This is a genomic window from Desulfitobacterium nosdiversum, from assembly GCF_049860565.1.
GTDB lineage: Bacteria > Bacillota > Desulfitobacteriia > Desulfitobacteriales > Desulfitobacteriaceae > Desulfitobacterium_A > Desulfitobacterium_A nosdiversum.
This window is the reverse complement of the sequence record NZ_CP172056.1, coordinates 1,425,797-1,448,883: the sequence shown is the minus strand read 5'-3', so window position 1 is coordinate 1,448,883 and position 23,087 is coordinate 1,425,797. Positions and strand designations below refer to the sequence as shown.

The 23,087-nt window shown below is 42.2% G+C and carries 19 protein-coding genes and 1 other annotated feature; of the genes, 3 read left to right on the top strand and 16 right to left on the bottom strand.

Features of this window, described 5'->3' with window-relative positions; all coding sequences use genetic code 11:
* Positions 1 to 104: 104 nt before the first annotated feature.
* Positions 105 to 1,238, bottom strand: coding sequence for a radical SAM family heme chaperone HemW (hemW, locus tag ACHOLT_RS06850; RefSeq protein ID WP_425806755.1), 1,134 nt, complete (start codon positions 1,236 to 1,238; stop codon positions 105 to 107).
* Between the two features lie 380 nt (positions 1,239 to 1,618).
* Positions 1,619 to 2,518, bottom strand: a complete 900-nt coding sequence (locus ACHOLT_RS06845; RefSeq protein WP_425806754.1) for a hypothetical protein — start codon at positions 2,516 to 2,518, stop codon at positions 1,619 to 1,621.
* 599 nt (positions 2,519 to 3,117) lie between these two features.
* Between ACHOLT_RS06845 and ACHOLT_RS06840 the strand changes: the two genes are divergently transcribed.
* On the top strand, positions 3,118 to 3,564 hold the full coding sequence (locus ACHOLT_RS06840; protein ID WP_425806753.1) for an HTH domain-containing protein: 447 nt from the start codon (positions 3,118 to 3,120) through the stop codon (positions 3,562 to 3,564).
* A gap of 502 nt (positions 3,565 to 4,066) precedes the next feature.
* Here the strand turns inward: ACHOLT_RS06840 and lepA are convergent.
* The 5 genes from lepA to ACHOLT_RS06815 form a co-directional block, all read right to left on the bottom strand.
* Complete coding sequence (gene lepA / locus ACHOLT_RS06835; protein WP_425806751.1) at positions 4,067 to 5,872, bottom strand: translation elongation factor 4; 1,806 nt, start codon at positions 5,870 to 5,872, stop codon at positions 4,067 to 4,069.
* A gap of 143 nt (positions 5,873 to 6,015) precedes the next feature.
* Positions 6,016 to 7,035, bottom strand: a complete 1,020-nt coding sequence (locus tag ACHOLT_RS06830) for a phosphodiester glycosidase family protein (protein ID WP_425806750.1) — start codon at positions 7,033 to 7,035, stop codon at positions 6,016 to 6,018.
* Between the two features lie 273 nt (positions 7,036 to 7,308).
* On the bottom strand, positions 7,309 to 8,871 hold the full coding sequence (gene murJ / locus ACHOLT_RS06825; protein ID WP_425806749.1) for a murein biosynthesis integral membrane protein MurJ: 1,563 nt from the start codon (positions 8,869 to 8,871) through the stop codon (positions 7,309 to 7,311).
* Positions 8,872 to 8,963: 92 nt separating this feature from the next.
* Entirely contained in the window at positions 8,964 to 10,055 is a 1,092-nt protein-coding gene (gene spoIIP / locus ACHOLT_RS06820; RefSeq protein WP_425806747.1) for a stage II sporulation protein P, read from the bottom strand.
* Positions 10,056 to 10,165: 110 nt separating this feature from the next.
* On the bottom strand, positions 10,166 to 10,498 hold the full coding sequence (locus tag ACHOLT_RS06815) for a phage holin family protein (protein ID WP_425806745.1): 333 nt from the start codon (positions 10,496 to 10,498) through the stop codon (positions 10,166 to 10,168).
* A gap of 220 nt (positions 10,499 to 10,718) precedes the next feature.
* On the opposite strand from ACHOLT_RS06815, the gene rpsT reads away from it, so the two are divergent.
* Entirely contained in the window at positions 10,719 to 10,991 is a 273-nt protein-coding gene (gene rpsT, locus ACHOLT_RS06810) for a 30S ribosomal protein S20 (protein WP_425806744.1), read from the top strand.
* A gap of 171 nt (positions 10,992 to 11,162) precedes the next feature.
* Here rpsT and holA read toward each other — a convergent pair whose 3' ends face one another.
* The 8 genes from holA to nadD form a co-directional block, all read right to left on the bottom strand.
* Positions 11,163 to 12,161: a DNA polymerase III subunit delta gene (holA, locus tag ACHOLT_RS06805; protein WP_425806743.1), complete on the bottom strand. Its 999-nt coding sequence runs from the start codon at positions 12,159 to 12,161 to the stop codon at positions 11,163 to 11,165.
* Between the two features lie 189 nt (positions 12,162 to 12,350).
* Positions 12,351 to 14,891 carry a ComEC/Rec2 family competence protein gene (locus tag ACHOLT_RS06800; protein WP_425806742.1) on the bottom strand — a complete coding sequence of 847 codons (2,541 nt, stop codon included), beginning with the start codon at positions 14,889 to 14,891 and terminating at the stop codon, positions 12,351 to 12,353.
* The gene (locus tag ACHOLT_RS06795) at positions 14,888 to 15,514 is read right to left on the bottom strand and encodes a helix-hairpin-helix domain-containing protein (RefSeq protein WP_425806741.1); all 627 of its coding nucleotides are present in this window, start codon (positions 15,512 to 15,514) and stop codon (positions 14,888 to 14,890) included. Before ACHOLT_RS06795 ends, ACHOLT_RS06800 begins: the two co-directional genes overlap by 4 nt.
* Positions 15,515 to 15,979: 465 nt before the next feature.
* Entirely contained in the window at positions 15,980 to 18,463 is a 2,484-nt protein-coding gene (gene leuS, locus ACHOLT_RS06790) for a leucine--tRNA ligase (RefSeq protein ID WP_425806740.1), read from the bottom strand.
* Positions 18,464 to 18,563: 100 nt separating this feature from the next.
* Positions 18,564 to 18,762: a binding site (T-box leader), on the bottom strand.
* A gap of 464 nt (positions 18,763 to 19,226) precedes the next feature.
* The gene (gene rsfS / locus ACHOLT_RS06785; protein ID WP_425806739.1) at positions 19,227 to 19,574 is read right to left on the bottom strand and encodes a ribosome silencing factor; all 348 of its coding nucleotides are present in this window, start codon (positions 19,572 to 19,574) and stop codon (positions 19,227 to 19,229) included.
* Position 19,575: 1 nt separating this feature from the next.
* Entirely contained in the window at positions 19,576 to 20,136 is a 561-nt protein-coding gene (gene yqeK, locus ACHOLT_RS06780; RefSeq protein WP_425806737.1) for a bis(5'-nucleosyl)-tetraphosphatase (symmetrical) YqeK, read from the bottom strand.
* Between the two features lie 116 nt (positions 20,137 to 20,252).
* Positions 20,253 to 20,507 carry an RNA recognition motif domain-containing protein gene (locus ACHOLT_RS06775; protein WP_425806736.1) on the bottom strand — a complete coding sequence of 85 codons (255 nt, stop codon included), beginning with the start codon at positions 20,505 to 20,507 and terminating at the stop codon, positions 20,253 to 20,255.
* Between the two features lie 66 nt (positions 20,508 to 20,573).
* On the bottom strand, positions 20,574 to 21,206 hold the full coding sequence (gene nadD, locus ACHOLT_RS06770) for a nicotinate-nucleotide adenylyltransferase (protein ID WP_425806734.1): 633 nt from the start codon (positions 21,204 to 21,206) through the stop codon (positions 20,574 to 20,576).
* Between the two features lie 186 nt (positions 21,207 to 21,392).
* Here nadD and ACHOLT_RS06765 point away from each other — a divergent pair, with 186 nt between their 5' ends.
* Positions 21,393 to 21,818, top strand: coding sequence for a DUF4395 domain-containing protein (locus tag ACHOLT_RS06765; protein ID WP_425807920.1), 426 nt, complete (start codon positions 21,393 to 21,395; stop codon positions 21,816 to 21,818).
* 197 nt (positions 21,819 to 22,015) lie between these two features.
* On the opposite strand, the gene rbsB is transcribed toward ACHOLT_RS06765, so the two are convergent.
* On the bottom strand, positions 22,016 to 22,963 hold the full coding sequence (rbsB, locus tag ACHOLT_RS06760) for a ribose ABC transporter substrate-binding protein RbsB (protein ID WP_425806733.1): 948 nt from the start codon (positions 22,961 to 22,963) through the stop codon (positions 22,016 to 22,018).
* Between the last annotated feature and the right edge of the window lie 124 nt (positions 22,964 to 23,087).

The following is a 23,087-nucleotide window of genomic DNA, read 5'->3' as shown; positions in this document are numbered from 1 at the left end:
TCATGACATCACCTTATCACTCTTAACTTTTGTTGTCAAGAGTATTCCCTTATAAAAGTCAAAGAAGGTCAAAAAGTTATTTGACACACCTTTGTCTTCCTTCATTATACAAATTCTTGCAATACACTGTTGGCGACAAACCAATAATCAGGGTTGAGTTTCAAGGTATCTTCATTTAAAAATAAGACGTTTAAACGAATATAGCGTTCCAAAACCCCAGGAAAAATATCCCGAATATCCTGACCAAATTCCTGCCGAAATAAGTCGAGATGAACCCCTTGTGAAAGCCGAAGGCCAAGAATGATTCGCTCAGCCATTCGTTCATGCTCTGTTAAACGCTCGATTTCCTCAGGCTCAACTGGCAATTTACTCTCTTCCAGATCATGAATGTAGTGTTCAATATCCTCACTGTTCTTTGAGCGGATAGGATGTAAGTAAGATACCGCCCCAGGACCAAGCCCAAGATAATCCTGACCTAACCAATATCCTAAATTATGCTGACACTCGAATCCCGGCCGTGCGAAATTAGAAGTTTCATAATGCAAAAAGCCCTCGTCAGATAGATAGGATCGAGTCCAATTATACATTTCTGCCTGGAGATCATCATTAGGCAAAATATCTAAGAGCCTTTGATTATGAGCTAAAGGGGTTTCCTCTTCGACCATTAAGCCATAAATGGATAAATGCTCCGGTTCGAGCTTTACCGCTTCCTTTAAGCTTTCTTGCCAATCAGAGAGACTTTGTCCGGGAAGCCCAAACATTAAATCGAGGTTCAAATTCTTAAATCCAGCCCCACGAACCAACCGTATGCCCTCTCTAACGTCTTGAACGGTGTGAATCCGGCCTATTTTCCGCAACAAAGCATCGTCCATAGCCTGAACTCCAAGAGAGATTCGGTTAATCCCTGCCTGTTTAATAATCCGAAGTTTTTCCCGCGTCAAAGTACCGGGATTACCTTCTATCGTTTGCTCTGCTGTTTCAGGAACATTAAAGCCCTGTTTTAAGAGAGCAAAAAATATCTGTAATTCCTCTTCAGTAAGTGAAGTAGGAGTACCACCGCCAACAAAAAGAGAAGATACCCCTTCAGGGGCCTCTTCTCTCCGCAGCTCGATTTCTTTTTTCAACCCCTGCAAGTAAGCCTGAACCTTTGAATTTTTCTCGTGCAACGGTACCGAATAAAACGCGCAATAAGCGCATTTCCGTATGCAAAAGGGAACATGAACGTAAAGAGATGGCATTAGGTGGCCTCCTGTTTGCAAGGTTTAATGTTTAAATAGGTAAGCGTCAAATAATTCACCCATATAACCCTATTAAAAAAACATAGATGATGCACCTCAATTGAGGTGTATTTTTTGAACTGCTACCAACAGCAAAATGTTAGAAGTAGAACAGTATAATCTTAGCAACCGGCTATTTGAACGTTATTGAAAAATATGTTATAGGTAATCACACATTCTTCAAAGTTGAAGGTTATCAAAGCTGATTTTTCCTACTAAAGATTACATTAAATGTTAAAAAAAGTGAGCATTTATCTTCATATTGATATCTACTCGCTTTTTAATGTAAATTGATTAAATACTAAGAATCAACTTTATCCAAAGTTTTTTTGACAACTATTCTAACGCAGGGGCGGGAGAGGATTCTCTTTAAATTCAAAATCCGATAATTTAAATTCTCCATTATTGTAATTTACTTTAGCTTTAATTGCACTAAAAAATTGTGGCGATACTATTTCTTTAAAAAGATATCCCGGCGCTGCTGTTATCTGGATTATATTGTCTGTATCAAAATATATTATAGTACCATAGGTTATATTTTTGAATGTCCAATTTTTAAATTTATTTGCTGTATCCATTTCATATTTATTATTACCTATATTGAATATAAACTTATTTTCCTCTTTATTGTAATTATATTGAATATTGCTATTAAGTTGATTAATGTAGTCATCCGGTAAAAATTCTATATCATCATATAGTCCATCATTACGTGGTTCTAATATATGAAGTTCTTCAATTGCAACACCCGTTCCGGATGCAGTATCTAATATAATTAATACTTCGTCAGTTCCATCATGGTCATAATCAGCGACTTTAATTTTCGGAAGAATAAGCCTTGCTGTGAGATAATTCCATTTGAAAGTTTGAATATGAGATCCTTGCTTTAAAATAACTCCAGTGAAACTGAATTTAGATTTATTTAATCCATACAAATAAATATCACGTTCTGGTAATCTGGCAATTAATGGGTAGTCCGAATTATTTAAAGTGTCAGCCACAGTAAGCTCTGTTTCTTTTAAATCTTCAGCTGTAATATTTTTTAAATCTTTGTCATTCATAATAATATCATCAGCTGTAATATTTTTTAAATCTTTGTCATTCATAATAATATTATCAGCTTCAGTATGATCTATATATTTTAATGTTATTAAAGCACTAACACTTAACACACAAAATATAATAAGACCGCTAAGAATGATATTTATATGTTTTTTTATCGTGCAATAAAATTTTCCCACCAATATTTCTCCAAAATAAATTTTACTATTTCAATTTTAGTATTATTTACCAATACCGTCCACTAACATTTTTTTATTTACATGAAGAAATTTCTTAAAATGTTAAGCGCAATTCCTAATTTTCAAAACTTCTGAATTTTCCTAATCACTAAAAATCTTACTGTCACATTCTCTGCAAATTAAATGAAAAGTTCCCGATTCGTTTACTCCTTTTTTGTAATCTAATAAAGGGACATTAACTAATGTATTTGAATATAAAACATCACCTTTTACTGCAATGTTTCTTAAGTAAACTGTACGCAAACATTATCAATGCTAAAAATTTATAACGGACACGGCATACTTGTAAACCGAGCACACCCCTATAATATTAACAGGATGTTTCTTTGAGAGCGGAAAAAATGGGTCTTAGAGCGTTTTATAGGTAAACGTAAAGGGTTGATTATTTTGGAGTCTTGAGCGTTTCCTGATAAATGAAAACGGCTTCCTTTTGTGGTATAATATGGTTTTCTTGAAGCGGCAAATATAGTCGATTGGACAGGCTAAACTTTCTGTCATTCTAATCTCATTAAGTAAATAAGAGTAAAAAGGAGAAACACATGCAAAATATTAGGACAATAATGGCCAAAGATTCAATAAGGGAAAAACTTTTGACAACTATTAAAGAATATAACATTACGTTAAATACTTTGAATAAAGTAACTGGAATTGATATTGATTGGCTTTCAGATTATATAAAAGGGAAAAAAGAAAGCGACGATTTATCACTTGAAAAGTCTGCATTCTTATGGGAAATAACCATTTTCTTATCAGAGGGAATAAAAATGGTTAGCGAAGATGAAAGAATAAAGGGCGTTATTGATGTACTTGCACAAATATTTGGACTTGAATATGAGACTATATCACTTTATTCCGGACTAGAAAAACAGGATATTGAAAATTTTATGAAAGATCCTAATTTGATTGACTATGAGAAAAAATATAAGTTAGCAACCGCGAGTATGATGTTGCATTATCTATTTAAAAATTCAAATAGCCCCCGTTAGAAATTAAAAGGGACATTTCTACATAAATAGAAATGTCCCTTTTAATTCTTTATTTCTTTATTTTGTCCAAGTATCGTTCTTTAGTCCACTCTTCATAAGACAGTTATTCTAGCTGTCTTTCGATTTCAAATAACTGATTACAGTATTCCAAACCTTCTTGGCTAGATATTGCCGTTATGTTCTTTAAGGTAATCACAAGAATTCAGGTGAGTTGCGAGCACAGATGAGGAGGCCTTTAAGCGAGCAGCTAGCAAATTCGGCGAAAACTGCTCTTGCATCAGCGGGGCGGAAACATGGATGTTTCCGGGCGCCAACTGAGTCAAACAATTGCGAGAGTCTTACTGAGACTATCGGGATGGCGATTCTGGCGCCGAACCCCGCCTCATGCATCCAGCAGTTTGAGCCGCTAGTTTGCTCTGCGAGCGCCCGTCCGGAGCAGCTGTACTCGCAACTCTCCCCAGACGCCTTCATCAGAGCTCTTGACACTGTACCCAGACGCGCTTTAGTCCTCGATCTGCAGAACCGCCATGAACGCATCCTGCGGGATCTCCACATTGCCAACCTGCTTCATGCGCTTCTTCCCTTCCTTTTGCTTCTCAAGGAGTTTGCGTTTCCGCGAAATATCCCCGCCATAACACTTAGCCAAAACATCCTTGCGCATCGCACGAACGGTCTCCCGTGCAACGACTTTCGAACCAATGACCGCTTGAATCGGAACCTCGAACATCTGCCGCGGAATAATTTCTCTTAATTTCTCTGCAAGCTTTCTTCCTCGATTATAAGCCTTATCTCGATGGACAATAAACGAAAGTGCATCGACCAAGTCTCCGTTTAAGAGAATATCGAGTTTTACTAAACTTGCCGCTTTATACCCATGCAGTTCATAATCCAAGGACGCATATCCTTTGGTCCGTGATTTGAGCTGATCAAAATAATCATAAACAATTTCGCTTAACGGCAGTTCATAAATCAGGCTGACCCGGTTCACGGATAAATAGTCCATATTCAGGTAGGTTCCCCGTTTTTCCTGATTCAGCTCCATAATCGCTCCGACATAGTCTGAAGGCACCATAATCGTCGCCTTGACAATCGGTTCCTCAATACTGCTGATCTCATCGGTCGGCGGCAGATTGGTCGGGTTATCAACCTTTACAACTTCTCCGTCGGTTTTATTGACATGGTACACCACACTGGGGGCGGTTGTGATAAGGTTTAAATCATATTCCCGTTCAAGACGTTCCTGGATAATTTCCATATGCAAAAGGCCTAAGAAACCGCAGCGATAACCAAAACCAAGAGCGACTGAAGTCTCCGGTTCAAAAACAAGACTTGCATCATTAAGATGGAGCTTTTCCAAAGCATCCTTCAACCGTTCGTAATCACTGGCATCAACCGGATAAAGTCCGCAAAAGACCATCGGTGTCGCCTTGCGGTAACCGGGAAGCGGATATAAAGCCGGATGATCCGCATCAGTGATGGTATCCCCTACTTGCGTATCTCTGACATTCTTAATGCTTGCGGAAACAAATCCGACCTGACCGGCTTTAAGTTCGTCGACTAGACGCATGGCCGGAGTAAACGTCCCAACTTCTGTTACCTCAAAAGTCCGGCCCGTCGACATCATCTTAATTATCGTTCCCTTAGCAACCCGTCCATCCATCACGCGGATATTGGAAATAGCCCCTTTATAGGCATCAAAATGCGAATCAAAAATCAACGCTTTTAAAGGTGAACTGTCATCGCCCTCGGGTGAGGGAACTTTCTTAACGATTGCTTCAAGAATTTCTTCAATCCCAATGCCTGTTTTCGCTGAGGCGAGGATCGCTTCACTGGCATCCAGCCCAATTACATCTTCGATTTCTTGCTTGACGCGTTCAGGGTCTGCGCTCGGCAAATCGATCTTATTAATAACGGGGATGATCTCAAGGTTGTTTTCCAGCGCTAAATAGACATTCGCCAAGGTTTGAGCTTCGATTCCCTGAGCTGCATCGACGACTAAGAGCGCGCCTTCGCACGCTGCCAAACTGCGGGAAACTTCATAGGTAAAGTCGACATGCCCTGGAGTGTCAATAAGATTGAGTTCATAAACCTCTCCATCTTTTGCTTTATACTGCAGCCGAACGGTTTGAAGCTTAATCGTAATACCGCGTTCCCGTTCCAAATCCATTGAATCGAGAACCTGGTCTTCCATTTCCCGTTTGGAAAGAGCGCCCGTATATTCAATAAGACGGTCAGCAAGTGTTGATTTACCATGATCAATATGCGCGATGATTGAAAAGTTACGTATTCGTTTTGAGGCCTGTGCCACCGATTTTCCCTCATTTCCGGTATTTCTATAGTTCTATTTTATCCGAGGATCAACACTACAAAAACGCGTTAATCGATTCTTTTTGCAGGATATAGCATCCAAACTATTATTATACCAGAATACAGAGGAAATCAGCAAGATAACTAGGATGGCAAAACAATAAAAGCCGAAGGAACGGCCCTTGCTCCATAAGGGCTGCTTGGTTTATTTAATACTTTTCCCTTCATTACAAGAGTTGATGAAGATCCTCCATCAAGATTCGCTGCATTTACTGCCCCATGGGTCAGCATAATGCTTTGTACGTCTTTGAGCGTTGCACCAATACTTCCTACTTGCCGTCCATCAATGACTAAGAAGAGAACCGTTCCATCTTTCGTCTGGCCAATCGCTGTTCGCGGTGCAATCCCCCATCCACCATCTCCTTGTTTTATCATCGGTTCTCCGTTGACAATAAGGAACGGACCAAAATCCACTGCATCCCTGATTCCAAGCTCTTCAATTTGCTTTTGAGAATACCGGCCTAAAACAAGAACATTGTTTTGATCAAAGCCAATTAAGCTGTAAAAGCTGACCTGATCCTTATAAAGAATTTCACCCCCGGCAATGAGGATTCCCGTGGGTATTCCACCGCGGCCTTCTCCGCCAGGGTCAGCGAATCCTCCTGCATTAATCGCTGCCTCGGCGCGATATTTCTCTGCAAATTCTTCTACCTTAAGCCCGTTATTCCCCAGCTGATCCGTCGCCACAAGCTGAACCCGTTTAGGATCGGCCACCTTCAACAGGTATCCCTGATAGCTCTTTTCGTGAATTTCAATCAATTCCAACTGAGGTTTTTGCTCAATGATTGGAGCCTCTACGCTGACAGCCTTCTCATCAGTATTCTGCAAGGGCTCAGGAACTTTATTTCTCTCTAGAATTGCCTGAATCTCTTCATCACTAACAAACCAATAGGCTAAATATTGATGGTTGTATGTCGTCATAGCCGTTGTGACAAACAATTCTTTCAAACGAATCAGCGGGCCATGAAAGATGAGCATATATCCTGTTGAAACTGTCACTAAAATAAAAATAAGACATCCTGCCAAAACTTCAAGCAATATTTTCCCGTATTTTCTGAGTCTCTGCTTCCTTAACTCAACTGAAGATTCAAGCTCTAAGCCCAATTATTTTATCCTCCGCTAATCAGTCTTCTTAAAGAAGATTTTCATATTCCGTCTCTTCTTGCTAATGCTAACGATCTTCTGGTTCAGTATTTTTATTTACTTAACTCTATACGTTTGAAGATCTAGAATTGACAGGAGTCCTCCTTATATGTTTGAACTATGCGGTTAAATAACGGCTTAGAACCCAAAAAACTCAAACCATAATTTCGTAAATATAACAAAAGAGAACCCCGAAAAAGGGATCCTCTTTTGCTCATCATCAGATATTCAACTTTAGTGATGCATTCTGCGTTTTAACATGCCAAGCGTTTGGTTGAATTCTTCCATTCGCATTATTTTAGCGGCCACAGCAAAGACCGTAGCTCCAAGCGCTGCTCCAGTTATCAAAATAACAATTGACCCCATCGTCCCTGAACCAACAAAAGACGTTAAGCCTTTAGCCCAAAAATATACAGCAGCACCCATCAGTACAGAGGCCCCCAAGGATTGAAGAGTTGTCCAGAGCATTCGCCAGCCGTCAATTTGTTTGAGCCGTTTACGCAAGAGGTAGAGCAGAACTATCATATTGAACAGCGCAGCTAAGCTCGTTGCAAAAGCAAGTCCTCCTGCCTGAAGCGGTTTTACTAAAAGGTACATAAACACGATATTCGTAAACATTGAAAGTATCCCGATGATGACAGGTGTCCACGTATCCTGCAAAGCATAAAACATCCTCGGCAGGATTTGAATAACAGATTGGGCCGATATTCCAACTGCGAAATATAGAAGCGGAATAGCGGTAGCTAAAGTATCGCTTGCCTTAAAAGCTCCGTGCTGAAAAAGAACTCGAATTAAAGGATAACGCAGAACAATCATCCCGACAGAGATAGGCAAGGTAATAAAAATAACCATACGAACCGCACTGGAAGACGTCCGCACAAAATCCTTCCATTGATTCAGTGTTGCTTGTTCATTAAGTGTCGGAAATACTGCAACTGCAATAGCCAGCGCAAAAATACCTACGGGAAGCTGGTAAAGACGATAAGAATACCAGACTGACGTAATACTTCCGGCAACGAGCTGCGATCCAAGATTAGAGTTAACTACAACCTGAATTTGGTTCAAAGCATAGCTTAAAATGATCGGAACTGCCAGCATTGCTATTCGCTTAACTCCAGGGTGTCTCCAATCAATAATCGGGTAATATCGGAGCCCCACACGGTGAAGAGCCGGGATCTGAACCAAAAAGTTCGCCAGTGCCCCAACCACGACGCCCACCGCAAAACCGGAAATCGTCTGCGGATTATTGGGCTGAGCTAAAACAATCCCAAACAGGATAATACATGCATTATAGAGCACCGTTCCTAAAGCCGAAGGCCAAAAAATCTTATACGAATTAAGAATCCCCATCGTTAAACCGCTTAAGGCAAGAATTAAGGGCTGAACCAAAATTATCCGTGTAAGATGGACGGCTAATGCCTGATTTTCCTTGGTAAAACCCGGTACCTGAAGATAGATAAACTGAGGTGTAAAAATTATGCCAAGAATAACAAACAGGCTGAGGCTGATAAAAATAATATTGACAACGGAGCTTACAACTCTCCAGCCTTCTTCCTCATTGCCTTTATTAATATATTCCGAAAACACAGGAATAAAGGCAGAGCTTAGAACTCCGCCCACAAGCAGCCAATAGAGCAGATCGGGAAGAATGAACGCCGTATTATAAGCGTCAGTCGCACTCGTTTTACCAAAAAATCCTGCCATGATGGATTCTCGAAAGAACCCTAAAATTCTCGATGCAAGCTGAGCCACCATCAACAGCCCGGCTGCTTTCGCTACGGCCCGTGTACTGGACATACTCCATCCCCTTAATCGGTCTTACATTTCATTCTATATTTAACTCCAGAATTATAACATTTTTCGACGATAGGGGAAAGAACGAGCCATAATTAATTAGCTTTAACCCAATCGGCAAGTACATCAGCAAGAGCATCGGCTGCTCCTTTTGCTTCATCCAGCGTATTTAGCTGACTTCCGATTTCTATAAGAAGGGCTCCATTAGCAAGATGTTGGTTATATCGGGCATCTGAGGCATAGCTGATGGATGGTATAAATAAACCTGGGTATTTTTGTTCTCCTAAAGCGATTAACGTTTTAGCAATCTCTTCATTTTTTCGCCAATGAGGATTTTTCTTGCCGACGACAAATAAAATTTTTGCAACTTCCTTCCCCTTAACAGAAGCTGTAGATTTCCCAACATTTGGAGGCAGACCATCTCGATGTAAATCAATCAAGAGCTTCATGGAAGGATAGTCTTTGATAAGCTGATTTGCCGTAACAATGGATTTACTATAAGCCTTCATAAAGTCTTCGGAATCATGAATTGTTAAATTGTGTGATGTCCCGATCCCGTCTCTATCCAAGGCTTGTGTCAGAGTTTCGCCTACGGTTACTATATCGCCGTTTTCTCCTTCGCGGCGTTCGGGACCGCCATTGCCTGCATAGCTTTCCGCATTGTGCGTATGATAAATACCGACTAAAACCTTCTGATTGCCCGGATTCGTCTTTGGAATAGGCGCCTGATTTTGCGAATCCGGCTTAGTGCCTTCATCCTTTGGGACAGGTTCAATGCTTGGTCCAGAATTAAGCCCCTCATATTCAGGGTCATTAGGATTGTAAGCCCACGCAATCCAGGCAGGTCCTTGAGGCGGAGGAGTAAAATAGCTTAAAAAATAAGTACGCGCATCCGCTAAGTTAACTCCGGTCAAGAGAAACATACTCAGTGAAATACCCTGCTTGCGAACTTGATTGAGATAAGGTCTTTCAGGAGCTGTATAACCAGGAATTCCTTCCATAACTACTGCCTCAAACGGAAATTTTTGTTGAACTAAAAGCTGAACAAGCTGGCGTGAACTTCCCTGCTCCAATGCGTAAACGAATAATCCTAAAAAAAGAAGCGCAAGCAAAGTAAAAACCAAGCCGCGGGCCCAGCGGGAATTCGGCCAAAAGCTCCATTTAGGATAGTCTTTTTGGTTTAACAAAAAACTTGTCCCCCTTTCCTTTTTACTAAAGGAATATGAGGGACAAGTTTTTTTTAGAACGTTTAAAACCGCGATACTTAGGAAACAGCTAGAGCTAGGATAAAACGATATTACCGCAGCTCGGTTGGAACAAAGGAATCAACGATTCCAATGATCAGCGAGGCTAACAGCGCCCCTATAATAGAAACTTGAATCGATCCAGGAACAATAAATTGGCTTAAATAAATGACGACCGCTGCAGTGACAAAGCCAACCGCACCCCGATTAAATCGGGTAATTTTCTCTTTGCCGAAAGCCAGTTCGATGACATAACCCAGAACGGCAATAACAACGGCAGCGATCAATGCTCCTGTAAATCCGGCTACTCTTATACCGGGAACAATGTAACTCACCAAGAGCAAGACAATTGCAGAGACAATAAACCGGATAATCATACCTAGCATTTAAAAACCCTCCAATCTTAAACTTTGACCTTTTTGACTTAGACTTCAGGATATAGTCTAAACACTTCTTTTCTTTTTTATCCAATAATAATTCTTGAATAATGACAAAAGATTTCAAATTACTTTTAAGGAATACTTCCCTTGAATTATTTTATATACGATGTTAAAATGTAGGTTGTGTAAACTGTTGGGAAGTTTATTCCAAAGGGGGTGACCACCAGTGCCAAATATTAAATCCGCTATTAAAAGAGTTGAATTAGCGAAAGCTCGCGCACTTAAAAATGCTGCTGCTAAATCAACTTTACGGACAACGATTCGTCGTTTTGAAGAATCTTTAAGCACGGACGCCGATACCGCTAAAGCAGCGTTGACTACGGCTACCCGCGCTTTGGATAAAGCTTCTTCCAAAGGGTTAGTGCATAAAAAAACTGCAGCCCGCAAAAAATCCCGTTTAACCAAACGTCTTGCAAAGCATTTTGCACAAGTCGGCTAATATGCTTTGGACGTAAACAACATAAAAAAGAACAGCGATGATTCGCTGTTCTTTTTTGTACTATCAAAAAGTATAAAATTTTATCGGTAGATAGTATAAGTGCAACTAAGTCTTTCACCTGTGCAAAGCTAACAAGACAGTGTCTTCTGGTGAAAGCCAAGTTTTCTTTATTTATAATGCACAAAATTTTGCAACCATAAGTTCGAGGAGAAAATTAGCTTCTCCTTTTCCGGTTTTAATCCCGATTTCTGTCTCCAAGCATTCCCGAATAGCTGACTCCAACTGCTCCCAGTTTAGTTTAACCGATTGCTTCCACAACTTTTGCGCCTCATAAGGTTTTATTCCTAAAATACGGGGAGCATCATTAACATTTCCACCCTTTTGACGCAATGCATGCATACCCAGAAGCATGCGCACTTGCCGTACCAAGAGAGTAAGAACCTTAAGCGCATGCTCCTGGCGCAATACCTGATCAAGCTTTTGCAGCGCAACAGTACTCGAACGCGCAGCCACCGCATCCAACAATTCAAAAACCGTAGCCTCCGAAGTTTGCGGGACCATTTCCTTTACATCCTCAGCACGGATCATTTCCCGCTCCCCTACATACAACACAAGTTTATCCAGTTCTTGACTCAGTACCCCCGACTGATGTCCTGCCCATTCTAAAAAAAAGGCTTTAACATCGGGCCGCATTTTCTTCCCTCGCGCCATAAGCTCAGAGTCAAGCCAGATCTGCCAATCCTGGGCACGTTTTGGAGGCGTAAATTCCAGAACGACCCCTGCCTCGTCAATTGCTTTATAGAACTTACGCCCCTTATGTACACTCTCTGACAAAAAAAGAAGGCAGGTTCCCGGGTTGGGATTTTTAAAATATTCGTAATAAGGGTTTAAGCTATCGCCTTGCCCTTCTTGAAAATAGGGAATATCTTCAACGATGACAAGCTTTCCCTGAAAAAAGGACACCGTATTTGCCCGTTCAATGATCTCAACTGGCTGTGTGCTTTTTGCAGAAAGCACCTCAATTCCGCTTCCGGACGGATCATTTTCCAAGTAAGAATTTTTGAGGATCTGCACAGCCTCTTGAATAAGAAATCGATCTTCCCCATACCACAGATAAATCAAAGGAAGGCCTGTTTTTATTGCCTGCTTAATTTGTTCAATTTCCCGCATTTTTTACCCTCCTCTACCTTCTTATTCTAAACAAGAATGATTCACAACGCTACTGTTTAATATAAAAAAAGGCCCCTCCAACATGTGAAGGGGCAAAAGAAAGAGGAGGAGAAAAGAGATGTTCCTTCTTATTCTTACCAAAATTAGGCTATATATACTATTGGTGGTATTCTCCACAAAATTTTTTTGTCATCGACCTACTTGCAAGCTTGCCCCTCCTCGATTATCCAACCTTAGCTCAATCGTTCCACGCTCATCTGTCCGATATATAGGAATATGCCGTTCTTCCCAATACTGGAGCACTTGAGGACTAGGATGCCCAAAACTGTTCCTTCCAACAGATACAAAAACTGCTTTGGGGCTTATCGAATCTAAATAGTCCATATTTAAAGAAAAACGGCTTCCATGATGAGGCTCTTTAAAATAATCACTCCTCCAATCTTGACCGGATTGGACGATCTCCCTCATCTCCTCTGTCTCCATATCAGCGCTTAAAAGCACACTCTGCCCACCGTATTCTAATTTTAGAACAATCGAGTTATTATTGGGGTCTGAATGAGTGTTTGTTAAAACCTCTCCTGGACCCAATACTTCTATCTTCAGATCGGGGTCAAGAACAATCTGATCTCCTGCATGAAGAGAATTGATCTTTATCTGAGATAATTTTACAGCTAAGGGATCGGCTATGGATGACTCAACCGAAGATGGACGGCTTCCATCTTTTGAGAACAAGCCGGCGTTTGCCTGTCTAAGATCTCCCCAATTCTTCCCGTCGTCAGGAACACCTACCCAATCCACAGGAACATTATTTAAAACGGCCAAAGCCCCACCGACATGGTCTTCGTGAGGGTGCGTGAGAATAAGAGCATCCAGGTGTTTAATTCTTTTTTCTAAAAGATAGGGTAAAATAATTCGTTCTCCTGCATCAAAGCGTTCACTTTTAGGGCCTGTATCAATCAATACCGTATGATGCTTGGGATACTCAACTAAAATACTATCGCCTTGACCCACATCAATAAAGCTGACACTGACTTCCTTCCGAATGTTCCAAGGACTCCAAAACAAAATAAAAAAGATTATAATTCCTATAATGGGAAATGCGGATCTTACTCTATCCAAAACAGCATCTAAATATTGCCTAACCTTTCCCGTGCTGTCCTTAGGGTTGCTAGGGCCCGGATAGATGACTCTCATCCTGTATTTTAGGCTTCGCAGCCCAACCTTAAGAACAAATACACTGCGTTCTTTTCCCGCCAGAAAAGCAATAAGCCCTCCATACCATACGATCCAAAATAATTTTCCGGGATTGAGCACCCAGACATCTGCCCAAGGAATTCGGGCAAAAACGTATAGCAGAGCATTGACTCCATCGAGAAGCCATAAACAGGTCTGAAATAAAGGTTCCGCCAAAGGTGGAGAAAAAGAAAGAATTACCCCGATCAATCCCAGCTCAAAAACACTTCCCAGAACAGCCAAAACAGCCAAATTGGCTAAAAGGCCAACGACAGAAAGCCGGTGGAAGGCAAGTATCATGACAGGTATGGTCGCGATTTGAGCCGCCAGCGTTGTCGTCAGAGCAAAGCGCAATACATGAGGCATTCGCCCAAATAGCTTTTGTCGGGATAAGCGCGGCCCTAAAACAAGGATTCCCCATGTCGCCAAAAATGAAAGTTGAAAACCCGTATCCCTTAAGATAAGCGGTTGCCAAAGAAATAGCAATATACCTGCAAGTAATAGATTGCGAAGGGAATTTGCTTTTCCCCGTCCGAGCCGCCCCAACAAAGCAAAAACTCCCATTAAGGTTGCCCGAATAATAGGGGGATTTCCGCCACAAAGAATGGCGTAAAAGACTAACACACTGCTGGTCAGAAAAACGCGCAGCGGCAGCGGCAGAAACCGCAATATGCCCCAGAAAATAATCAAAACAAAAGCAACATTGGAACCCGAGGCTGAGAAAACATGGAGTACCCCAGTTATTTTATAACGTTCAAGCTGATCTTGAGGAATTTGACTGGAATCTCCGAAAAGAATCCCTGTAAGTACTGCTGTCCTCTCCGCAGGCCAGCGTTCAAGAAGCCGGCGAACCTGCTCCCGAATTCGCCAGGAATAGGGCGGTTGACCTAAGGTTATGAGTTCAGCTTCTCCTAAGGCCGTAAGATTTCCCGCTTGTCCCCGCACGGCATAATACAGAGGCAAATCAAATTGTCCCATCGTCCCCGGTGGTTTAGGGTGCTCAAGACGGGCCTCAAATTTCAGCTCATCTCCAGGTAAGGCCCGTGACCAATTCTCTGAAAAATTTCCGCTGCGGTCAGGATAAACTCGAAGATTGTAAACCTTTCCTTTTAAATTTATGCTGCTGTCTAAGCTCGAGATTTCTTGAGTTCCCGTGTCAATTTCTTTCAGCTGAAATACCCCTGTCGAACTATCCGCGCTTTTATTCCAGTCTTGCAAAACGCCGCTCACTTGCACTCTGTTCAGCATTAAGGGCTTTTCAAGTTCAAAATGTCCTGTAAATCCATAAAGAACTCCCGCTCCAAATCCCACGGCAAGAATTAAAGCTTCAGGTTTTCGAAGCTGTCCAAAAAAATCACGGGGTCGCCAAAACCCAAGCCTAATTCCCAATAGAAAGAGTATAAAGAAAATCAGGATTTCCAGCCCTTCCGGCGTTGTTACACCCAGGGCCCCTCCAGCTAAGAGACAGGTAAAGCGTCTTACCCAGATATCTCTCATGGCCCTGTCATGACCATAGAGGCCATCTTTTCATACGTCTTAGCTCCTATACCGGATACCTTTTGCAGGTCTTCAGGCCGGGCAAAAGGACCATTATCCGTTCGATACTGAATAATCCGCTCGGCTAAAGCCGGGCCTACACCCGGTAATTTATCAAGCTCAGCAGCTCCTGCTGTATTGATATTAACTTTATTTTGCGAGGACGTTGGATTTCCAACTCCTTGCATCGCTTGAGGAGACTGGGTCTGTGATAAGGACTGGGGCTGGGAAGCTTGATTGGACTGCACAGCTTGCGTCGGCTGTGTTGCCGAATTTATGCCCGCTTTGAAGGGAACAGTAATTTTTTGTCCGTCTTTCAATTTTTCAGCAGGGTTCATCTGGTCAAGATTCGCCTCTGGCAAAGGATTTGCTTCTTTAAGGGCATCATTTAACCGCGCATCTATGGGCAGGTGGACTAGGCCGGATTTACTGACCGCACCGGAAACATAAACCACAATCTCTCGGTTATTTGAAGCCTTTTGGACTGAAGCATTTGTTCCGTGCGGCATCACAAATTTACCAACCGCCAGAAGAACTAAAATGCCTAAAACAGCCCACCAAAGATAGCGCATTCGCCTTTCCACTTTCCATCCCCCAATCCCTATGATCATTTTCTCGCTCAATCACGTCCAATTTACTTATTTCACGACTCTCCATTTGCATTCTCTCTATATCTTCCTTTTCCTTCCACGAAAAAAGGCAAGTTTTGTCGTTCTAAGAGAAAAAAATAATCATCACCACCCGTCCAACGAGTGTTTTGTTATGAAGCTATAAGCCTCTGTTACCGACTCACTCCTAAAGGCACTAGCTTTCACATCGTTCAATCCGATGTCTCAAACCTTTTGCTAATCCTAAATTGCAAAAGGCTTAAAAACAGAAGTGATTTTTGTTTCGCCCCGCTCGCCAGGCTAAAGCCCATAATAAAAACTGAGTGCAAATCTGCAATATGATTTGCACTCAGTCCTTTAATTATCTCAATCTCATCATTTGAAATACGATATAAAATTTTATATAGGTCCGATTCCCCTTCTCCATTTATCTAAAAATCTTTACTTTACAACGACATTTACGAGTTTGCCGGGAACAGTAATCACTTTAACGATTTGCTTGCCTTGAGTCCAATCTGAAAGCTTCGGCAAATTCCGAACGATTTGTTCTAACTCTTGAGCCGAGATTTCAGCCGGAACCTTAACCCGGTCACGCAGTTTGCCATTGACTTGAAGAACAACGGTTACTTCGTCTTGCACCAAGGCGGCCTCATCCACTTGCGGCCAAGCTTGTTGATGAATGCTGTCGCTGTAACCTAATTCCGACCAAAGTTCCTCCGTAATATGAGGAGCAAACGGTGCGAGTAAAATCAGAATGCTTTCCAAGGCTTCCCGTTCAACTTCCGAATTGGACTTTGGTTGTTCTTTATAAAGATAAAGTGCATTGACCAACTCCATAATTGAGCTGACTGCCGTATTAAAGTTAAACCGTGTCCCAATATCTGAGGTGACTTTCTGGATGGTTAGGTGAGTTTGACGGCGCATTTCCTTCGCTTCAGAATCAAGTTTACCGAATTCACGCGTTTTGCCCGCGGATTGCTGTGCACTTTCTGCGAATTGTCCGACTAAACGCCAGACACGGTTAAGAAAACGGAAGCAGCCTTCAACCCCTTGGTCGCTCCATTCAAGGTCACGTTCAGGCGGTGCGGCAAACAGGATAAAGAGCCGTGCTGTGTCTGCCCCATATTTTCCGATGATCTCCTCCGGACTTACAACATTCCCTTTGGATTTAGACATCTTGGACCCATCCAGGCAAACCATTCCCTGTGTGAGAAGGTTTTCGAACGGCTCATCTACCTTAAGATAACCGAAATCGCGGAGTGCCTTAGTAAAGAAGCGGGAATAGAGAAGGTGCAGAATAGCATGTTCAACTCCGCCGACGTATTGGTCCACATTCATCCACTGATCAACCGCTTCTTTTGAGAAGGGAAGCGTATTGTTTTGCGGATCCGTATAACGAAGGTAATACCAGGAGGAGCACATAAACGTGTCCATCGTATCTGTTTCACGGCGAGCTTTCCCACCGCACTTCGGACAGGTCGTTTCCTTAAAGCTCTCGGAAGTTGTTAAAGGATTCTCACCTGCTTTAAATACGACATCATCTGGAAGCATCACGGGAAGCTGATCTTGAGGAATGGGAACAATTCCGCAATGCTCGCAATACACCATCGGGATCGGTGCGCCCCAATACCGTTGACGGGAAATCAGCCAGTCACGCAGACGGAAGTTTACCTTGCGCTGACCAAAACCCTCCCGCTCTGCTTTATCGGACATCTTCTCCCAGGCCTCTCTATTGCCCAGACCGTCATATTCCCCGGAATTGACCATAATTCCATCATCATGATAGGTCTCTTGAACAGGCAGATCCTTTTCTTCAACAGGCATATTCTCTGGACGAATGACTCTGCGAATAGGAAGTTGGTATTTGGTTGCAAACTCAAAGTCGCGCTCATCATGAGCCGGAACGCCCATAACTGCTCCTGTACCATACTCAACCAGAACATAGTTTGCAATCCAAATCGGAACCTTTTTCCCGCTATAGGGATTGATGCAATAGGCTCCCGTAAACAGTCCCTCTTTTTCCGTTTCGTTAGAGGTCCGAGCGATCTCATTTAAGCCTTTCATTTTATCGATGAAAGCGTTAACCTCTTTCTCATATTCTGTTCCCGCAACAAGTTTTTGGACGAGCGGATGCTCTGGTGCAAGAACAACATAGCTTACCCCAAAGATCGTATCAACGCGAGTGGTATAAACTCGGATTTTATCAGGGTGATTCTCAACAGTAAAATCTACTTCCGTCCCTTCTGAACGTCCGATCCAATTTCGCTGCATCGTTTTCACTTTTTCCGGCCAACCGGGAAGTTTATCCAAATCATCCAGCAGAACTTGAGCATAATCCGTAATTTTAAAGAACCATTGCGAAAGATCTTTTTTAGTTACTGGCGTGTCACAGCGTTCACAAGCTCCATCTACAACCTGCTCATTAGCTAATACCGTCGCACAAGAGGGGCACCAGTTAACCGCTGCCTTTTTCTTATAAACTAAGCCGTGCTTATAAAACTCCAGAAACATCCACTGCGTAAACTTATAGTAATCCGGATGGCATGTGGCCACTTCACGGTCCCAATCATAGGAGATGCCCATCTCCTGAAGCTGACGCTTCATATTCGCAATGTTTTTCCACGTCCACTCTGCCGGAGGAGTTTGATGTTTAATCGCCGCATTTTCCGCAGGCAGTCCGAATGAATCCCAGCCAATGGGGTGAAGAACATTGTAACCCTGCATCCGTTTAAACCGGGCAATAACGTCTACAATCGAATAGTTGCGGACATGCCCCATATGCAGATTCCCCGAAGGATACGGAAACATGGCTAAAGCATAAAACTTAGGCTTTTCCAATTGATCCTCCGCTTTATAGGCTTTTCCTTCAATCCACTTTTTTTGCCATTTCGGCTCAATCTCCGAAAACGAATACTTGTCTTGCATGTTAAAAACAGTCCTCCTTATAAATAGAAAGGTTAAAAAATCCAATTAAGAATTAAGAACTTCAAAATCCGTTTAAATATATAAAAATAGCCCTCATCCCTAAAGGGACGAGAGCCAACTCCCGCGGTACCACCCAATTTCAACATGCACTTCATCGCTGTTAACGGTGCGAACCGGCATCCATTTATGATCTGGACACAGCTCCGGGGTGAGTTCACCAAGACCTCAGCGCAGCTTGCACCAACCGCTGCCTCTCTTCATCTGAGTTCTTCGTTACTGTTCCCTTTCTCAGCTTTTAAAGGTTTTAAAGGTTTTAAAATATTTTCCCAAGACTAGAATATTATTTTTATAATAGTATAGTTTCCTATCTCATGTCAATCTAAAACTACATAACTAAAATAATCCTAAAACCCTTAAGCGTAGCTCCTCCCCTTCGAGGATAAGTCGACTAAGGCTTAAGTTTCGTACCTCAACTCTAAGCCAGTCTCCTATATCGCACAGAAGTGAACGATTTCGCGGCGAAAGCCTGTGAAAGGGTTTCGCGCTTAGGCGCACGACGCTTTCGTGGGTAAGCGGCGCCAGTGGGCTTGGCCATGGATGGCCTGATGTCGCGGGTGCAAGGATGCACAGGAGCGACGAACTTCAGGTATTACCCAAAGGTTTGGCAGAGCTCCCACGGAAGCGAGTGTGCCAGCCCAGGAGCGGGTAAGTGCACGGATGTGCGAGAAGCTACACGACCCATGCGTTTATTCTAATGAGCGAGTTAGGAAGCACTAAACGAAATAACTTTAGCATCTCCCCATAAACGCTCTAGCTTATAAAATTCACGTTGATCAGGAGTCATCACATGAACAACAAGATCTCCGCAATCTACCAAAACCCATTTCGCTTCAGGAAGGCCTTCTACACGTAAAACATGCAACCCCAGCTCAGGCAGCTTTTCCGAAATATTATCCGTAATTGCTTTTACCTGGGTTGTTGTATTTCCCGTAACAATTAAAAAATAATCCGTGACTAAAGAAATCCCTTGAAGATCGAGAAGAATGGGGTCGTGTCCTTTTTTCTCCTCAACCACCTTTAAGGCCTCTTGCAATAGCTTATCTGTCAGCAAATCAAATCCTCCTTTGTAAATCCTCATACGTTTTCAGAGTAAGGGGATGAATGGTTTGCTTGTTCTGTTTAAGGTAGTTTAATGTATGTTCAACGCAAGCCAGTGTTCCCTTTTCTAAATCATCATACAAGGCTTGGCGCAATTTGTCCACTTCTGGAAAATCACGGCTGGGTTCAGTCAAGTCCGCACTGTAAATCAGCATTTCCAGCCTCGACATACCGGGGGCTCCCAGTGTATGATGAGCAATTGCAGCAAGGATCTCTACACTTAATCCTTTCCTCAGTTTCAGCCAATGGGCCGCAATCAATCCATGGAGAACAGCCGGTGTAGTTTCGTCCTCCGGATATTTGAGGAGCTCCCACTCGCGAGCCAGTTCGAGCTGGCGATTGATAGGAATTTCCTTCGCTAAATCATGCAGATATGCTGCAATTATTGAATCATTTATATCCACTGCATGCCGGGCCGCAAGTTTTCTGGCCGTCTCAACCACGCCAAGCGTATGCTGGAAACGCCTTTTCGACATTGATCTCTGCGCAAGTTGATGTGCTTCTTGAATATCCACTCATTCTCCATCTCCAGTATCTCATAAATAATTCTATAATATCTAATGCAGAATAGCGAGAAGACCCTTCTCGCTTTCTACAATTCGGAGAGGGTCTTCCCATTGGAAGCCTTGGTTTACATTGGCTGTTTTGGCTTGGCCTCGTTAACGGTGAGGGGGCGCCCTCCAAAGTCTTTACCGTTCAAGTCCTGAGCCATCCGTTCTGCATCTGCATCCCCAACTTCAACAAATCCGAATCCTCTGGATCGTCCTGTTTCGCGATCTGTAATGATCCGGCTGCTTACGACCTCTCCGTATTGTCCAAAAAACGAAGTAAGATCTTCAGTGGTAGTGTTCCAAGGTAGATTTCCAACATAAAGGGTCTTCGACATTCTGCAGTCACCTCTTACTTGTGAATTCGTTTTTAGTATAGGCAAATCTGGATGAACTATACAAAATCATTTATATATTCCATTCTTCTGAATAAATAGACGAACGGGCTCAGGAAGAAGATAACGAATCGATTGTCCCGCCTTAACACGTAAACGTATATCCGTCGATGAAATAGCCAGTGCGGGAACTTCCATAAAGTGCATTCTCTGATAAAATCGCGGAGATTGCTGCTGAAGCTGACTTAAAAAATCAAGAGCGTCAAACCCTGGTCGGGAAGCCCCAATGAATTGGGTCAGCTCTATAATTTCATCTGGACTGCGCCAGGTGAAGATCTCCCGAAAAGCATCTGCACCTGTAATAAAATATAGCTCATAATTCGGATATTTTTCTTTCAATAGACGTAACGTATCTACAGTATACGTTAATCCCGTTCGTTCAATCTCAATTCGCGACACCTCAAAAAAATCGTTATCCGCAATTGCCCGGGAAACCATCTGATACCGGAACTCAGGCAGACTAATCCTTCGTTTTGTCTTATGAGGCGGTGCTCCTGACGGAATAAAGATTACGCGTTCAAGATCAAACTTATAGCGAGCCGTTTCGGCTGCAACAAGGTGACCATAGTGAATCGGGTCAAACGTTCCGCCCATAATTCCAAGACGTTTGCGTAAAGTCGATTTCTGATCGCTCTGTTTCATTTTCCTTTTATACCATGTCCTTATTCGTAATTTCAACATTTTATTTGAATTTAATCTTAACATATTGATTCTAATTATTCCATACAGCGATTGATTACCAAAGGTTGACAGAAGAGAAGAAAATTCATATATTATTAAGCATAGATGTTTAATATGTTTTAATGGGAGAAAAGAGAGGTGTCGATCATGAATGAAATTCCTGTTCCCTATTTACGTGCAAACCAAACAGGAATTGTTGCATTTGTCATTCTGGCAGTTGTTATTCAAAATCCTTTCATTGTTGCATTATTATGGCTGATCGAAGTTTCAGGGCTTTTGTTTGCTGCTAAGGCGAATCTATTCATACGATTGGCAAAGCCGTTCTTAACGAAATGGGTGGCAAAATCTCAAACGGAAGCTCGCGAATTAACCCGTTTTAACAACACTCTGGCAGTGATCTTCTTAACATTATCGTTGATCCTTTTCGGATTGGGATTATCGCTGGCCGGATATATTGTGGCAGGATTATTAGCAATCGTGGCTTTCGTCGCGATCTGCGGATATTGCTTGGGTTGTTTCCTCTATTTTCAGTACAAACAATTTAGAAACCGTAATAATTGTACACGAGCTTAACTTGACTATAAGTCGATTATAGAGATTTGTAACAATCCCACAGGAAATCAAGTCCAAGAGAAATCTTCAAACTTTTACTTTCTGATATATTGAAAGAAAGGGAGTGCCGCTAACAACTTTATAAAAAGTTGTTTAGCGGTACTCCCTTTTTAGGTACTATAATTTATTTCCTTTTTGAAAGTACAATTTAAATTCTATTATTTAGCGTTATCTTTAGTAATCAAGTCAAGGGCTACCGGAATATTGGCATCTACCTTTTCACCTTTGGCAACTTTAATCGCTGTTTCGATCGCTGTTTTACCGATCAAATCAGGTTTTTGAGCTACTGTTGCAGCCATTTTACCTTCTTTAACGGCTTTAACGGCATCGTCAGTCGCATCAAAGCCGACTACAAGGACATTGCTTCTGGCTGCAGCTTGGAGCGCACTTACAGCGCCCAAAGCCATTTCGTCATTATGGGCAAAAACTGCTTTAATGTCTTTATTTCCTTGCAAAATGTTTTCCATAACGCTTAAGCCTTTAGCTCTGTCAAAATCTGCAGGTTGACTTGCAACCACTTTTACACCTGCTTTTCCGTCAACGACATTATGGAAACCTTTACCGCGATCACGAGCAGCTGAAGTTCCGGCAATGCCCTGCAATTCAACAATGTTCCCTTGATTGTTGAGCGCCTTCATGATGAAATCGGCAGCCATGCTTCCGCCTTTCACATTATCTGAAGCAATATGGGCTACAACCTTACCTCCATTGGAAGCACGGTCAACCGTGATGACTGGGATATTTGCTTTATTCGCCGACTCCACTGCACTGACCACTGCCGCACTGTCGGTTGGGTTGATCAGAATGACACTCACCTTTTTCTGAATAAGGTCCTCAATATCACTGATTTGTTTTGAAGTTTTATCCTGAGCATCAACCACATTCAAAGTCACGCCTGCGTCCTTAGCCGCTTTTTCTGCACCGTCTTTTAAGGTAACAAAGAAAGGATTATTCAAGGTTGAAATGGAGAAACCGATCGTGATTTTATTTGAAGTATTTGCGGCATTTTTATTCTCTAGATTCGATTGAGTTGTACCGCAGCCAATAAGGGCTGCTGTCATAACAACAACAAGCAGGAGCATCCAAATCGATTGTTTTCTTTTCATGCTTTATTCCCCTTTACTATGCATTTTTCGTTAAATTCAGTTCGCGTAAGTAGAAGATTAGCTTCCTTAGCCTCCTTCCTTACTTCATAGGTTCTAAACTAAACTTCAAATGTTTAAAATATTT